A 12,974-nucleotide genomic window follows, 5' to 3' on the forward strand; every position below is an offset into this window, starting at 1 on the left:
CCTCACCGTCCCTAACGAGCCATAATGAACCACCCTGCCTAACTATCCTAACGCCCCCAACCTCAACGCCATGCTCAATCCTGGAGTACTCAATATTTAACGCCTTTAGCACACGCACAACCGCCACTATTGGGTCCTCAATCACCCTAGTGCCCAACCACCTGGCCCTCGTGACCATGTTAAATATCGAGAGTATAACCAGGGCTAAGAGCACGTAGGTTGGTAACCCAAGCACGGGCTTCGTTGGTAGGGACACGTATATGTAGCCGTTGGGTGTCGGGGCTATTGTGTATCCATGGAACTGCAGGTACCTTTGCTGGAAGAGTATTGTGTCCATGAGCATTGAGAGGGAGAGTACGGAGAAGAGGGCGGCTAGGTAGAGCGAGTACCTACTCCTACGCCAAACGAGCGGTAATAAACCCGCGTCTAGAGCGAAGAGCCAGACCGCATAAACCGTTGGTGGTGGTATTACGTGGATTTCACCGAAGAACCTAACCACAAAGCCCCACGGCATGAGACTTATCGAGTAATTCGCACCACTAATCGACCAGGCGGGCATGAATACCCAAAGCACTATGAAGGCAATGGCCAATGCGAATTGGAGAAGCGCCTCGACCCTCATGACCCACCACCCACTACAAAGGTCTTTGTTAATAAAGTGTAACTAGTGACGTTGCCCGTCGGGTACATGTAGGTCACCCCGATAGGTAGCCAGAGCGTGTATTTGCTGAAGCCGCTTAGGTAGTTGCAGGAGTATACGTAGGTGTACCTACCAAGGACTGGGCTCACCCGTATCATGAGCGTTACATTGTGGCTCCCGGCTAGGGCGTAAATCGTGGCATTAACCACACCGACGGTCTCGAAGACGTAGTAACCGGGCGTTGATACTGTGAATAGGCTCATGTTAATTATGGGCCCAATCACTACTGGGACCACCGTATCCACACTCAACGTCACGTTTAAGACACAGTCGGCATAACTCACGTCGGCGATACCTATTGTATTAATAACGTGGATCGGGACCACGTCGAAGAAGGCTATGTAGGCCCCACTACCATTAAGTACGCCACTCACGATGCCCTTAACCCCAACACTTGCTAGGCTTACCCACTGGGGTGTTAGTGGGAGTTTGGCGATTACGGTACCGTTAATTACGGTGACATTAACCACCTGCCCAGTGTCCACAACCTCAACCCAACCACCCGTTGGTTTGAATGCCAAGGTGCCGTTATTGATGAGTGCAAGCCTTATGTAAACGCCATTGGATGTCACGTTTATTGACTCGACCTTAATATATGGTGTGTTGCTCAATGTTGAGTAGCGAATAATGCTTGGGGCTGTTTGCGCCGTGCCCCAGATGAGGGTTAGGGCAATGGCTATGGAGAGGATGGAAATAAGGAGGGTGATTTTGAAGGGGTTGGTTGACACAAGGGCGCCACCTCACTATGGTACAGGCACCACCGTGTTACCCACCACGTTGTAGCCGAACTGTACTGTCACTGTCTCGATCGATGAACTCGTTACGGGTAGGTTAGGCACCACCTTAATGCTTATGTAGTAGGTGTTGCCGGCGTTTAGGGGACATGAAGTGGACGGTGTCGTGGCTGTCGAGCCACCGCTTATTACCTGGAACGTGCATTGTGTTGAGCCGCTGGTGCTCTGTATGTATATGGTCATGGTATTAACTGCCGAACCGCTTAGGTTGATTGAATTAACGTATATGTAGCCAGCCATGTTCACCGTTAATTGACCAACTTGGTAGTAGTAACTAGCCGTGGAGTTGGCTATTTCTAGGGTCACCGTGAAGGAGTCGTAATTGGGGCTCACGGTGAAGCTTATGTACGGTTGTGCATTACCATTGGGCCCTGTACTGAATACCAATGGTGTTGTCATGGGCTTGACGTTTATGTACCCAGTGTATACGAAGATTGCGTCAGCCAGCGCTATGGTTGCCACTACAGCCAACGCCATTAGGAGTAGTATTGGTGCCCTCCTGCCTATCCTCATTCTATTTATCATCGTTGTTTTTACTTTCTGCTTCCCTTTATAAGCCTTTCTTTCAATTTAGTGAGAAGTCCATGGTCTTTAATTGAGTGTTTATGAAAGGGTTGCTTGTTTGCTTCATGGGTTAAAGCTTAATTAGGGCTTGCTTGGTCGTGGTTTGTGGTTATTAAGGTTAAGACGCCTAGGGGTACCTTGGCTGAGGATATTGTTTACCACGCCAAAGCCCTGATTACCGGTTTTAAGGAGGCTATTGAGCCGAATAGATTAACCATTCAATACCCGAGGGAGGTTAGGTGGGTCCCAGAGAGGTTTAGGGGTTGGATATTGCTCGATATTAAGAAATGCATCAGTTGTTTCCAATGTGCCTGGGCGTGTCCAGTGAATGCTATTCAGATGTATAGGGCTCCGAATGGTAAGTGGTACCCGGGCATTAGGTATACTGAGTGCATACTCTGCCACTTCTGTGTTGATGCATGTCCCGTGGGTGCGTTAATACCAACTCCAATACACGACATTGCCTACGTAGACTTTGATGAGGTTAAGTTTAAGCCTGAGGATATGTCTAGGATACCGGAGTATGTTTATGATGAGTCTGAGAGGGTTATCAAGTACGAAATTAAGGATGGTAAATTATTAAAGATTGCCCTGCCTAAGGAGGAAATCACGAAGAGATTAGAGGAGCTTGATAAGACAATTGAGAGATCGCCATCAACCACCACCGCGGGATCCGAGTCTTAATTGAGTATGCGCCCTTAATCGGCTGGTAATTGTTAATACCTTAGTTTTTACTGGCGCATTAATGAGCATTAGGGTTAGGGTTGGTATTCGAATACCCAGATTCCCCAGCGTAATTAGTGGTGGCATTAGAATCCTAAGCGAGGCTAACTTCGATTTCGGTGTTCAACTCGATAAAACGAAGCTCCTGAAGCTCATCGCCTTCGGCATAGCCAGTCCCACCGAGTTGGCTAGGAGGACTAATATCCCGAGGACCAGGGTGTTTAGGTACCTCAACGCCTTGATTAAGCGTGGTTGGTTGGTTAGGAGGGATGGTGGTTACTACCTCACAGCGACGATATTCCTGGTGTATAGGGTTAGGGAGTTGGGTGATTATGTGGTGCTAGAGGTCCTTAATGATAAGGGTGCCATTGTTGATCAGAGGGCCGGCCTCGTTATCATTAATGGTAAGGAATCACCTAAGGCATGCCCAAGGTGCCCACTGCTCCAGGAGTGCACGAAGAACGTAAAGAGCATTGGTAGGTCCTTAGGCATCACCATTAAATCCACAACCCCTGCTGACGCGTATTTGGAACTCATAAGTGCCATAATAAATGAGGGGTTGGTGAAGATTCTACTGAATGATTACATAGACCTACACGTGAACAATACGCAGTTATTTAACCCCTGATTTCGAGCTCAGCAATACAGCTACGGCATTAATTTCTTGATCAATTTCACAACCTCCGTCGGCGTCCTAGCGACAGGTACGTTGACCTCCTGGAACGCCCTCACCTTACTTTCGTAAGAGCCCATGCCCATACTGACGATGGCCCCCGCGTGCCCCATTCGCTTACCTGGCGGTGCCGTTCTACCCGCTATGTACGCAACCACGGGTTTGGTGACCTTGCCCGACCCTATGTACTGCGCCACCCTCTCCTCCATCGTGCCACCGATCTCCCCAATGACGACTATGTACTTGGTCTCGGGATCCTCCTCGAACATTTTTATTACCTCAACCATGTCGGTACCAACTATTGGGTCGCCGCCTATCCCGACGACAGTTGACTGCCCAATACCCGCCTGGGTTAGGTGGTAGGATATTTCGTAGGTCAGGGTGCCGCTCCTCGATACAATACCCACAGGCCCCGACTTCGTGTATATGTGGTTAGGCAGTATGCCCACCTTGGACTTGAGCGGGCTCACTACGCCGGGGCAGTTCGGCCCTATTATCGTCACGCCCCTCCTCTTCGCGTAGTTCACGAACCTCAACGTGTCATGTATTGGTATGTGCTCTGTTATTATGACTATGAGTTTGATCCCCGCATCTATCGCCTCGTAGACCGAGTCCGCCGCGAACTGCGCCGGCACGAATATTATCGACGTGTTTATCTCGGGGAATTTCCTAAGGGCCTCCTCAACCGTGTCGAACACGGGCACGCCATGCACGCTCTGCCCGCCCTTGCCTGGTGTCACGCCGGCCAGTATCTTCGTGCCGTACTGCAGCATGTACTGCGTGTGCCTTGACCCCTCACGCCCGGTTATTCCCTGCACGAGGACCCTCGTATTCTCGTTAACCAGGATCGCCACCCCACATCACCCCTGCATTGACCTTAGCGCTTTAGATAATGCCTCCATTGCCTCCTCGGCCGTTTCGTAAACCTTAATCCCAACCTCGGCCAGTATCTTCCTGCCCTCCTCCTCGTTAGTCCCCTTCAACCTAATGAATATTGGCTTACTCGTCTTTACTTCGCTCAAAGCCTCAACAACGCCCCTTGCCACTTCATCACACCTAGTTATCCCGCCGAATATGTTTATCAACACCGCCTTCACCCTATCGTCATGAAGCAGTATCTTCAGCCCCTCCCTGACGGAGTCCTTGCTCGCGCCGCCGCCGACGTCTAAGAAGTCGGCTGGTTCGTGGCCGAACTCCTTGACCAGGTCCATTGTGGCCATTGTTAGGCCGGCGCCGTTGGCCATTATGCCCACGTAGCCCGTTAACTCAACGTAGTGCAGCCCGTACTTCCTAGCCTCTAACTCCTCCATTGTGTAGTCGCTATCCTCCACGCTGATGTCTGGGTGCCTATACAATGCGTTATCGTCAATCATGACCTTCACGTCGATTGCAACTAACTGCCCATCAGTCGTCAGGGCGAGTGGGTTTATCTCCACGAGCTCTGCATCGTACTCCGTGAATACCCTATACATCGCCTTAACCACCGTCACGAAGTCCTGGGCCGCCGTGCCCTCAAGGCCCAGCTTCCTCGCGACGCTCCTCACCATGTAGTCCCTAAGGCCTTCGTAATCGTCTATGTAGAGCCTAATTATCTTCTCAGGGCTTCTCCTCGCGATTTCCTCGATGTCCACGCCTCCCTCGGCCGATGCCAGCATTAGGTAGCCCCTGTTCTCCCTATCGAGCGTTATCGATACGTACAACTCCTTAGCGACACTAACGCCTTCCTCGAAGAGAACCTTCCTAATTGGGTAGTCCTGAACAACCCTGCCCAGGTAGTCCCTTGCGGCGTTTTCCGCATCCTTCAACGTATCAACCCTCCTAACAAGCCCCATCTTAGCCCTACCTGCAAAGGGTACCTGGGCCTTTGCGTAAAGTGGGAACTTAAAAGTACTTAATACGCTAACGTCCTCGACACGCGATATCACGGCGCCCCTGGGTATTTTGACGCCGTACTTACTCAATAACTCCTTACCCTTATACTCAAGGAGCCTCACGAAATACTTGTTGAAATGGCTCTACATTTAAGCATTTACATTATTTATTAGTTAAGCCCATCGACTTGAGGAATAGTATGAATGATTCATCAACCTCATCCCTACTCGGTACCTGTATTATAATCGCGATGCCGGGCGCTGAAAGTGCGTCCCTACGCGCACTCACTATGTCATTGAATTCCTTAACCTCGTTACCCCGTATTACGAATACCCTACCACCGTGCCTATCCACATCCATGTACTTAGAAATTGCCTCCCTTATCAATTCCTCAAGACCCTTAACCTTCATCATTATCGTAATTATTAAGGTGATCAGTTTAGATTTAAATCCGCTTTTACGTTATGTTTAGTAATGCCGTCATTGAACGACCTAATTAGGGATTTGAGACTAGGCGATATCTTAACGGCGCTCGTGGCTGCGTATAAATCGGGAAATACCGATTACTTATTATCAGCCGCGAACCTCATTCATGACGAGTTCACATACGTTGTCTCCGAAGGTGAGGAGTTCAGTGAGGATAGGTTGAAAAGGGTCTCGATTTTACATGCCCTATATTGCGTAGACCTAGGCCTCATGTACGCACTCAAGGGGGTGAGTTTCATGGTTGATGTGGCCGCATCATTGAATGATGCCCTTGCGAACAATGACGTCTCGGGGCTTACCCTGTCATTAACTGCGGCGGTTATGGCTATGCTTAGGGGTGATTACTCATGGGTTAATGGCGTCATGGACGTACTGAATACAGCAACCAATGCGCAGTCTCTGTTGAGGGAAATCGTTAAGTCCTTCCTCGAGTTAATGAATATTCTTAAACCATTGGTCTCCTCCTGATAATCACCAGGTTTTTACCCCCAACCTTCCTAACCTCAACGATGCCGAGATCCTCAAGTCTCCTCACTATCCTCCATACCGTTGTTCTGGGGATGCCCAAATCCCTCGATATATCCCCCTCAAATGCCGAGCCACCCCTTGACTCTATGTACCTAATTATTGATAACTCATGATCACTAAGTCCGTAGGTAATGCCTAAGCCGCCACGCCCACCCCTCCTCCTAAGGACAAGCACCATTATTGATGAAACCACTACCGTAATGAGTATTATCACTATCGCCAAAAACAGCCCCTGATATGGACCGAGCGGGCTCGGCTTACCCATCACAGCACTTGTTGCTGGCTTCGTCATTACCGTGTACAGTATCGTACCTGGCCCCCGCGTTAATAGGACAAGTTCCTTATTGACCATCGACATATTCATTATTGAAAGCGTAATGTTGTATATAAGGGCGTCACTCGGTACTATGACCTTTACTACGTCATTCGTAGTAATGTTAATCCCAATGAAACCGTTTATTATGTATACCCTGGGTATGTACGTGATTGTTACGTTAGCAGTCCCAAACACGGGTATTATTATGTAAGTATTATTCAATATGTAAGGCATTGGTGTGTCATTGACGTAGAGCAATACGTAGGATTGCGGTGTGGCAGGTAGGGTGAGGTTTGCGAAACCACCTGTTAATGTGGTGCTCATGCTTATTACAGGTGTTCCATTGTTAAATATCGTCAAAACCCACACCAACAATGGTATCAACATAATTACTTAACCCGGCACAATCCGATTATTAAAAGTTCCTCTCTGACCGCTATCGCTAGATTTTGGTTGTGATCAATTTTTAATTCCCAAGCGCTATAGGGCATTTGCATCCCGCGTTTTTATGCACCTTCTCTGCCTGTTGTAGTGCGTAGTCTATGTTTATTAGTACTTCCCATAGGCCGTCCAATGTCTCGTTTAATTCGACCTCGCCCAACCTAGCCCTCACAATCAACTCCAAGCCGTACCCTACCAAACCCCTCAATTCGCCAATGCACCGATATCGATGCATCAACGCCCTATTAATTTTGAGTTTAAAAAACTTTCTATCCCTAACAAATCACACAGACCTAAACTCCCTAATTACCTCCCTGACACTTCTTGGTTTGACCTCCAGTATTTCAACCTCATCCAGTGGCCTTATTCCGTACTCCTCCCTCACCTCCCTCGGTATCGTGAACTGCCTACTAGCCGTATGCCTAGTCCTCAATAATTTAACACTCCTCAACTCAATAACCCTATCACCGTACTTAATAACCACATCAGCATAGTCAGCACCCTCAATACCCAAGGCCCTAACGAGGCTCGCAGGCAGGAGCACTTGATTATTTATATAAATTTTAGTCCTGTACGGAAGGCCCGTCACATTTATGGACCTCGCCATCAAGTACTAATCACATTCAACCCCACTAAAAAATATTACTCAGCAATTTCTCAATGAACCCTCATTTGGTAAATAATATAAAACGAAACTGAAAGCTCAATTCCAAGTCAAAATTACTTTAAATATATAAAGTAACTAAATCGAGCCCATTGTCGAGTCTATGAGTATGTAGGATACGTAACCCATGACCGGTGCGTAGATCAATAGCGTCATTATCAACGCCAATGTTGGATCTAGCTGCAATGGGCCTAGGTACATCGGTCCTAGGGGTGACAGTGTTATTGTGATTAAGACGAGCAGTATGGGTAGGAGGAGTGCCATGACTAGGTATATCTCCAGTAGGAAGCTTAGGGTCTGGGTTGTGGACCTCAACCTATTGAACCTATTCCTAATTAGGTAATCGAGCTTTAGAAACAACACATCAGCCACATTGCTGGATACCCTGTAGGACTCAACTAGAAGCCCCATTATGTCGGCATAGACATGGGACGGAACCCTCTCAACACTCCTCCTTATTGCCGAAACCACGTCTAACCCACCCTCCCTAACGTCCCTAAGTATTATCCTGAACTCCCTAGCTATCTCGGGATCCCTCTCCACAAGGGCCAGCGTGTTTATTACGTCCATCAAAGTCGCATTACTCGCGAGTAGGGGTATCGCCGTCAGTAGGGTTGTAATGATGCCCCTATCGAAATGCCCAGCCCTGGTCTTGACCCTAACCAATGCGTACAAAAGGACCGCCACGTAATCAATGATGAGAACGAGCACTATGACCAGCAACACGCTCCTGATAACTACGAACCTCACAAATACAGCCAGTATTACCAGCGGCACCTCTATTAACGGTATATAGGCAATCACGAACCTAAGCACATCAGCATTCAACGTGTAACCACTCAACCTATACAACCTATCAACATAATTGCTCACCCAAAGTAGGTATGAACTCAATGGATTCCTCAAGGCAGCTCACCACCAAGCACCTTGCGGTACGTACCCTCAGGATTCACGTAGTAGTTCCTTGTAACCCTGAAAACAGCCTCAGGGCTCCTGAAACCATACTGGGCCATCGCCTCAATCAGCCTCCTCCTACGCTCCAACTCCCTGGCCACCTCTTCTTCGGTGACCCTACCCATACTAATCAGACCCGCAATTACCTTACTCTCGCCAACCTTAACAAACCTCTGCGATGCCCTGTCCCAAACGTATATGGGGTTCGTTATTGGCTTGTCACCCCTAACCTCGAGCAACTCCACAACATTGAGCACTCGCCTAACTATGGCATTACCAAGCTTAACCCTACCTACCTCAATGAAGATACTCGCTATAGGCAACAACGCCCTAGGCACGCTCATGGGTTTCGAGATTAACCTCCTAACGGCAGCGTCTATCGAGCCCGCGTGTATCGTGGTTAAACCAACATGCCCGCTGGCCATGGCCTGGAAGAAGACGTAGGCCTCCTCACCCCTCAACTCCCCAATCACTAGGTAGTCAGGCCTAATCCTCATTGATAACTTAACCAGGTCATACATGCCCACATTGGCTACCTCAGGCGTGCTCGACTCCCTCGTGACAAGCGATACCCACTGCTCATGGGGTATATTGATTTCCCTAGTATCCTCAACAGTCACAACCCTACTCTCAGGCCTTATCATAAAAAGCAGGGCGTTTAGTAGCGTCGTCTTGCCAGCACCCGTTGGCCCAATTATTATCATGCTAACCCCATGCTCAAGGAGGAACCACAGGAAGGCAATAATCTCGGCAGACACGACACCATCACTGACCAAGTCGACTATTGTGAACGGCACAGACCTGAACTTCCTAATAGTTAGTATTGGGCCATTGGGAGCAACCTCCTTTAACGCAACCTCCACCCTAACTCCCTCGGGCAGCAATCCCTCTAGGATTGGTTGGGCCGAGCTTATGTTCTTGCCAGCGCGTTGGGAGACCTTGATTATTAGACTGTCAAGCTCCCCCTCATTGAGGACAATGTTTGTTCGTAAATTCTCATACTTACTGTGCCAAACATAGACGGGCTTGCCTGGGCCGTTTATGTGTATGTCCTCAATAAGCCCATCCCAGAGCAGTGGGTTTATCTTACCGTAACCAACGGAGTCGCGAGTTACGTAGTACATTAAAGTCTCAAACTCCTCATCAGTAAGATTGAGCTTTAACTTCTCCGTAATCGACCTCACGGTCTCCCTAACCTTATTGTTAGTGAGTTCGGTATTATCAATAAGAAACTTACTATTTAGCAAGTACTCCCTAACCCTAGTGATTGCGTTCGAGAGCTTATCTGTAATTGGTGGTTCAATAACCCTATATACATAGAGACCACTCTCCGGTTCTTTGTATATTATGACATGTACTAACCCCTTTTCTAATTCATATTCATCGAGTACTTCGATAGCTTCATCATTATTACTCATAATTAACGCTCAATTTCATTTGTAATGATTAGGTATTTAAACCAATCTATTACATATTATCGAAACAACAATGCGTGAAATGCAAAGGCAACAGTTAATGGACCTTATGTCCACAGTACTTATATTAGTCACGTTTGTCGTATTATTTATAATTTCACCAAAGATGTTAATAACATTTCAATTCAGTAAATCAGTAATAACAATACCTATAATGAATAATATTAATTACGAATCCATGTTAGCTGTGCTTATAGCGACCGAGTTGTTACTCATCGCGATACCTAGGTATAGGGTCTGGAAGATAAATACCGATGTCGATACAGAGCTACCCTCGGTAATAAGGGTTATTAGGGATGGCTTGAGGGCAGGGCTCACACTTAATGAAATAACGGGGCTTGTGAGGAGGGTTGGTAAGGGGAGGGTTGGTGAGATACTGAGCAGGGCCGTTGCTGCACAGATGAGTGGTGAGTCCACGATTAAGGATTACGTACTCAAGGAGGCTGAGCGGATAGGTAATGAGAACCTCGCCTCACTTGCAATAATACTCGACACGGTACTTAGGAGGGGCACTAGGGAGGTTGAGGTCCTTGACATGGCGTATAGATCATTCGACTCCTACCTATCCTACACCTACGAGAGAAATGCTTCATTGAAGCCCTACGTTGCGTTGATCTACGTAATAATGATACTCTATGTGGTGCTTGCATCAATAATAGCCTACTTCCTACTACCACAAATAGCCCGCATGTCCCTAAGTACCGTTAGTGGTGTCCCAGCACCGACCGTGAGCATCACCACAATACCCACGCAATTATTCGCCACCCTGCTGGGGCTCAGCATAATAATCCAGTCCTTAATCGCTGGAGCGATCATTGGTAGGGTAACCTACGGCAAAGCCTCTGTGGGTATGCTCCATGCATCAATACTAATGATTGTATTGACCGCAGTAAATTACATACTATACCTAACCCTCTACCTACATTGAGACTTTTTTCTTGTAATTGGCGGCTGGGTAATCACCAAAATAATATTATTACTCACTCGGTACTACATACGTAAAAAGAGTATTTCTGGAGGGTATTCCGTGTAAAAAGCTAAATTGAAAGTTTATTAAGATGCAAGCACTCGGTATCATGTATGGTGAGCAGGAATAGAAATGCAAAAAGGGGGATTGAACCAATAGTTGCTGCAATACTGTTGATAGTAATCACGGTTGTAGCGGCAGTACTACTGTACATGTGGTTCAGCGGGTACCTCACAGCAACCACTGGCAGGGTATCCTCAATGTCATCACCAGAGGAATTCCAGGTAGTAGCGGTGAGTCTCTCGGCATCAAAGGGGCTTAACGCATATTTACAAAATACCGGCACAACTACCATATACCTGAACGGTTATGCATATATATTGAGGTCATCAACAGGCTCAGTACTATGTAGCGTACCGATAAATGCAACATCAACAACCCCTATATCTGCAGGAAGTACGGTTGATGTAACTAATAGTAGTAGCTTCTTTAGCTCGTGCGGCCTTTCCGTTGGGCAGAGTTATTTGATAAAGTTTGTAACTGCTGAAGGTACTCAGTACACTGTTAGTGTTGTTGCTTCGTCATAGGTCGATACTATGAATGTCAAAGGGTTTCATCAAAATCGAAATAACTTTTCCTTTTCTCCTCCCAATTATTTTGGCATTAGTGAGGTTGTTGGCGCAACAATACTCCTCGTTATATCCGTGGCATTAAGCCTACTAATCTTCGGTTACTTCCACGGCTACATAAGCGAGCTGGGTAATGCACTCATTAACACACTCAATAAGCACTGTGAGTTTGAGGCCATGAGTGTTGTTGCCAACACCTCGGGCTCCACCATAACGTCCCTAAGCATTGTATTGTATAATTACGGTGGGGCGGCCTGCCCAATATCTGGGGTTTTCCTGCTAAATGGGTCAGCCATATACCCAATCAAGGTCTCAAGTAACTGCGTCACAAGCCCAATTACAGTACTCAATCCAGGGCAGGTCAAAATCCTTAATTACACGGGCCTCGATATACCGTATTATAATTACGAGGTTAGGGTGGTCTCCTGTGATGGGTTCATTGCGGGGAAGAGCCTTGGTTAGGAGGGGTATTGGGGAGTTGTACGTGATGGTCATCATAATAGTGATACTGGTCATAGCCCTAACCATAATGTACACAGTAATGAACGGCTTCACCAAGTATGTGATGGAGCAAAAGCAGGAAATAGTAAAGCTAGACAGCGCCAAGGTGAGCCTTAAGACGGGACTTAAAAGCCTCACCTGCGGTGGAGGCTCGTGCACAGCTACCGTTGACGTTAGTGGGACAACAATAATCACGGGGTCCAAAGCCGTATGCGTGTTCAGGAATGCCACGATGAGCGTAGTCAGTAAGTGCACCTATAGTGTAGGTAGTGATGAGTCAGTAAACGTTGAAATACCCCCTGAATTAAGAAATGATGCCCAGTTAAGTAGAGCCACCTCCAGCATCACCATTTATTTACCGGGGAGCGATGGTTTAGTACCGAGCATAACACTTTACATGGGGCATGTAATCGCCTACGCAGTACTAAACAGCACTGGAAACTACGCAGTGATTGTGGTGAACAACTCAACGGGTTGGGTAAACGCCACATTGCTCGTGAACAACCAACCCTACAGCAGCCACGTAGTGCCACCAACCGGCTCCTACGCATTCACCAACATACCTAGCGGAACCTACACACTCCTCGTAAATGGTATCATTAATGAAGCAATTCCAATTATCAATCCTGCACAAGGAATACTGTCTGCACAAACCGTACCAGTGCCACCTCAGTGTAATTATTTTAG

General features: G+C 47.5%; 17 protein-coding genes and 1 pseudogene. 7 read left to right on the top strand and 11 right to left on the bottom strand.

Annotated elements, in window-relative coordinates; all coding sequences use genetic code 11:
• The 3 genes from B7L70_RS09535 to B7L70_RS09545 all read right to left on the bottom strand — a co-directional run.
• A partial coding sequence (locus tag B7L70_RS09535) for a hypothetical protein (protein ID WP_081227640.1) occupies positions 1-622 on the bottom strand: 622 nt, incomplete at its 3' end.
• A complete protein-coding gene (locus B7L70_RS09540; protein WP_081227642.1) occupies positions 619-1,428 on the bottom strand; it encodes a hypothetical protein in 810 nt (269 codons plus the stop codon). The genes B7L70_RS09540 and B7L70_RS09535, both read right to left, overlap by 4 nt.
• A 15-nt stretch (positions 1,429-1,443) precedes the next feature.
• Entirely contained in the window at positions 1,444-2,019 is a 576-nt protein-coding gene (locus B7L70_RS09545) for a hypothetical protein (RefSeq protein ID WP_081227644.1), read from the bottom strand.
• Between the two features lie 144 nt (positions 2,020-2,163).
• Here B7L70_RS09545 and B7L70_RS09550 point away from each other — a divergent pair, with 144 nt between their 5' ends.
• A complete protein-coding gene (locus B7L70_RS09550) occupies positions 2,164-2,742 on the top strand; it encodes an NADH-quinone oxidoreductase subunit I (RefSeq protein ID WP_081227646.1) in 579 nt (192 codons plus the stop codon).
• 61 nt (positions 2,743-2,803) lie between these two features.
• Entirely contained in the window at positions 2,804-3,409 is a 606-nt protein-coding gene (locus B7L70_RS09555) for a helix-turn-helix domain-containing protein (protein WP_081227648.1), read from the top strand.
• A 20-nt stretch (positions 3,410-3,429) separates the two neighbouring features.
• Here the strand turns inward: B7L70_RS09555 and sucD are convergent, their stop codons facing one another.
• Genes sucD through B7L70_RS09570 form a run of 3 tightly spaced genes read right to left on the bottom strand, consistent with a single transcriptional unit; the run spans position 3,430 to position 5,740 of the window.
• Positions 3,430-4,308, bottom strand: a complete 879-nt coding sequence (sucD, locus tag B7L70_RS09560) for a succinate--CoA ligase subunit alpha (RefSeq protein ID WP_081227650.1) — start codon at positions 4,306-4,308, stop codon at positions 3,430-3,432.
• Between the two features lie 6 nt (positions 4,309-4,314).
• Positions 4,315-5,448: an ADP-forming succinate--CoA ligase subunit beta gene (gene sucC / locus B7L70_RS09565; RefSeq protein ID WP_081227652.1), complete on the bottom strand. Its 1,134-nt coding sequence runs from the start codon at positions 5,446-5,448 to the stop codon at positions 4,315-4,317.
• A gap of 40 nt (positions 5,449-5,488) precedes the next feature.
• Positions 5,489-5,740 carry a hypothetical protein gene (locus B7L70_RS09570; protein WP_101940274.1) on the bottom strand — a complete coding sequence of 84 codons (252 nt, stop codon included), beginning with the start codon at positions 5,738-5,740 and terminating at the stop codon, positions 5,489-5,491.
• A gap of 60 nt (positions 5,741-5,800) precedes the next feature.
• Here B7L70_RS09570 and B7L70_RS09575 point away from each other — a divergent pair, with 60 nt between their 5' ends.
• Positions 5,801-6,280, top strand: coding sequence for a hypothetical protein (locus tag B7L70_RS09575; protein WP_081227654.1), 480 nt, complete (start codon positions 5,801-5,803; stop codon positions 6,278-6,280).
• On the opposite strand, the gene B7L70_RS09580 is transcribed toward B7L70_RS09575, so the two are convergent.
• From B7L70_RS09580 to B7L70_RS09600, 5 genes are all read right to left on the bottom strand, one after another.
• A complete protein-coding gene (locus B7L70_RS09580; protein ID WP_238376193.1) occupies positions 6,258-7,043 on the bottom strand; it encodes a helix-turn-helix domain-containing protein in 786 nt (261 codons plus the stop codon). The two genes, B7L70_RS09575 and B7L70_RS09580, sit on opposite strands and share 23 nt — an antisense overlap.
• Before the next feature lie 79 nt (positions 7,044-7,122).
• A complete protein-coding gene (locus B7L70_RS09585; RefSeq protein ID WP_081227658.1) occupies positions 7,123-7,332 on the bottom strand; it encodes a hypothetical protein in 210 nt (69 codons plus the stop codon).
• A gap of 48 nt (positions 7,333-7,380) precedes the next feature.
• Positions 7,381-7,704, bottom strand: coding sequence for an AbrB/MazE/SpoVT family DNA-binding domain-containing protein (locus B7L70_RS09590; protein ID WP_081227661.1), 324 nt, complete (start codon positions 7,702-7,704; stop codon positions 7,381-7,383).
• Between the two features lie 135 nt (positions 7,705-7,839).
• Positions 7,840-8,667, bottom strand: a complete 828-nt coding sequence (locus B7L70_RS09595; RefSeq protein ID WP_238376194.1) for a type II secretion system F family protein — start codon at positions 8,665-8,667, stop codon at positions 7,840-7,842.
• Positions 8,664-10,133 carry a type II/IV secretion system ATPase subunit gene (locus tag B7L70_RS09600; protein WP_081227666.1) on the bottom strand — a complete coding sequence of 490 codons (1,470 nt, stop codon included), beginning with the start codon at positions 10,131-10,133 and terminating at the stop codon, positions 8,664-8,666. Before B7L70_RS09600 ends, B7L70_RS09595 begins: the two co-directional genes overlap by 4 nt.
• Positions 10,134-10,368: 235 nt before the next feature.
• Here B7L70_RS09600 and B7L70_RS09605 point away from each other — a divergent pair, with 235 nt between their 5' ends.
• The 4 genes and pseudogenes from B7L70_RS09605 to B7L70_RS09620 all read left to right on the top strand — a co-directional run.
• On the top strand, positions 10,369-11,118 hold the full coding sequence (locus B7L70_RS09605; RefSeq protein ID WP_143701613.1) for a type II secretion protein F: 750 nt from the start codon (positions 10,369-10,371) through the stop codon (positions 11,116-11,118).
• 152 nt (positions 11,119-11,270) lie between these two features.
• Positions 11,271-11,744: an archaellin/type IV pilin N-terminal domain-containing protein gene (locus B7L70_RS09610; RefSeq protein WP_238376195.1), complete on the top strand. Its 474-nt coding sequence runs from the start codon at positions 11,271-11,273 to the stop codon at positions 11,742-11,744.
• Positions 11,745-11,753: 9 nt separating this feature from the next.
• Positions 11,754-12,248 (top strand): hypothetical protein, encoded by a 495-nt coding sequence (locus tag B7L70_RS09615; protein WP_238376196.1) that lies wholly within the window; start codon positions 11,754-11,756, stop codon positions 12,246-12,248.
• A pseudogene (locus B7L70_RS09620) lies at positions 12,217-12,974 on the top strand (hypothetical protein); the annotation flags it as partial. The gene B7L70_RS09615 and the pseudogene B7L70_RS09620, both read left to right, overlap by 32 nt.

The sequence above is a fragment of the Vulcanisaeta sp. EB80 genome (genome assembly GCF_002078205.2).

Excerpts from the sequence above, each read along its gene's own strand:
- B7L70_RS09590 (WP_081227661.1), bottom strand. The coding sequence starts at position 7,704 with ATGGCGAGGTCCATAAATGTGACGGGCCTTCCGTACAGGACTAAAATT.
- B7L70_RS09545 (WP_081227644.1), bottom strand. The coding sequence starts at position 2,019 with ATGATAAATAGAATGAGGATAGGCAGGAGGGCACCAATACTACTCCTA.
- B7L70_RS09615 (WP_238376196.1), top strand. The coding sequence starts at position 11,754 with ATGAATGTCAAAGGGTTTCATCAAAATCGAAATAACTTTTCCTTTTCT.
- B7L70_RS09605 (WP_143701613.1), top strand. The coding sequence starts at position 10,369 with ATGTTAGCTGTGCTTATAGCGACCGAGTTGTTACTCATCGCGATACCT.
- B7L70_RS09585 (WP_081227658.1), bottom strand. The coding sequence starts at position 7,332 with ATGCATCGATATCGGTGCATTGGCGAATTGAGGGGTTTGGTAGGGTAC.
- B7L70_RS09555 (WP_081227648.1), top strand. The coding sequence starts at position 2,804 with ATGAGCATTAGGGTTAGGGTTGGTATTCGAATACCCAGATTCCCCAGC.
- B7L70_RS09610 (WP_238376195.1), top strand. The coding sequence starts at position 11,271 with ATGGTGAGCAGGAATAGAAATGCAAAAAGGGGGATTGAACCAATAGTT.
- B7L70_RS09575 (WP_081227654.1), top strand. The coding sequence starts at position 5,801 with ATGCCGTCATTGAACGACCTAATTAGGGATTTGAGACTAGGCGATATC.
- B7L70_RS09580 (WP_238376193.1), bottom strand. The coding sequence starts at position 7,043 with ATGTTGATACCATTGTTGGTGTGGGTTTTGACGATATTTAACAATGGA.
- B7L70_RS09600 (WP_081227666.1), bottom strand. The coding sequence starts at position 10,133 with ATGAGTAATAATGATGAAGCTATCGAAGTACTCGATGAATATGAATTA.
- B7L70_RS09570 (WP_101940274.1), bottom strand. The coding sequence starts at position 5,740 with ATGATGAAGGTTAAGGGTCTTGAGGAATTGATAAGGGAGGCAATTTCT.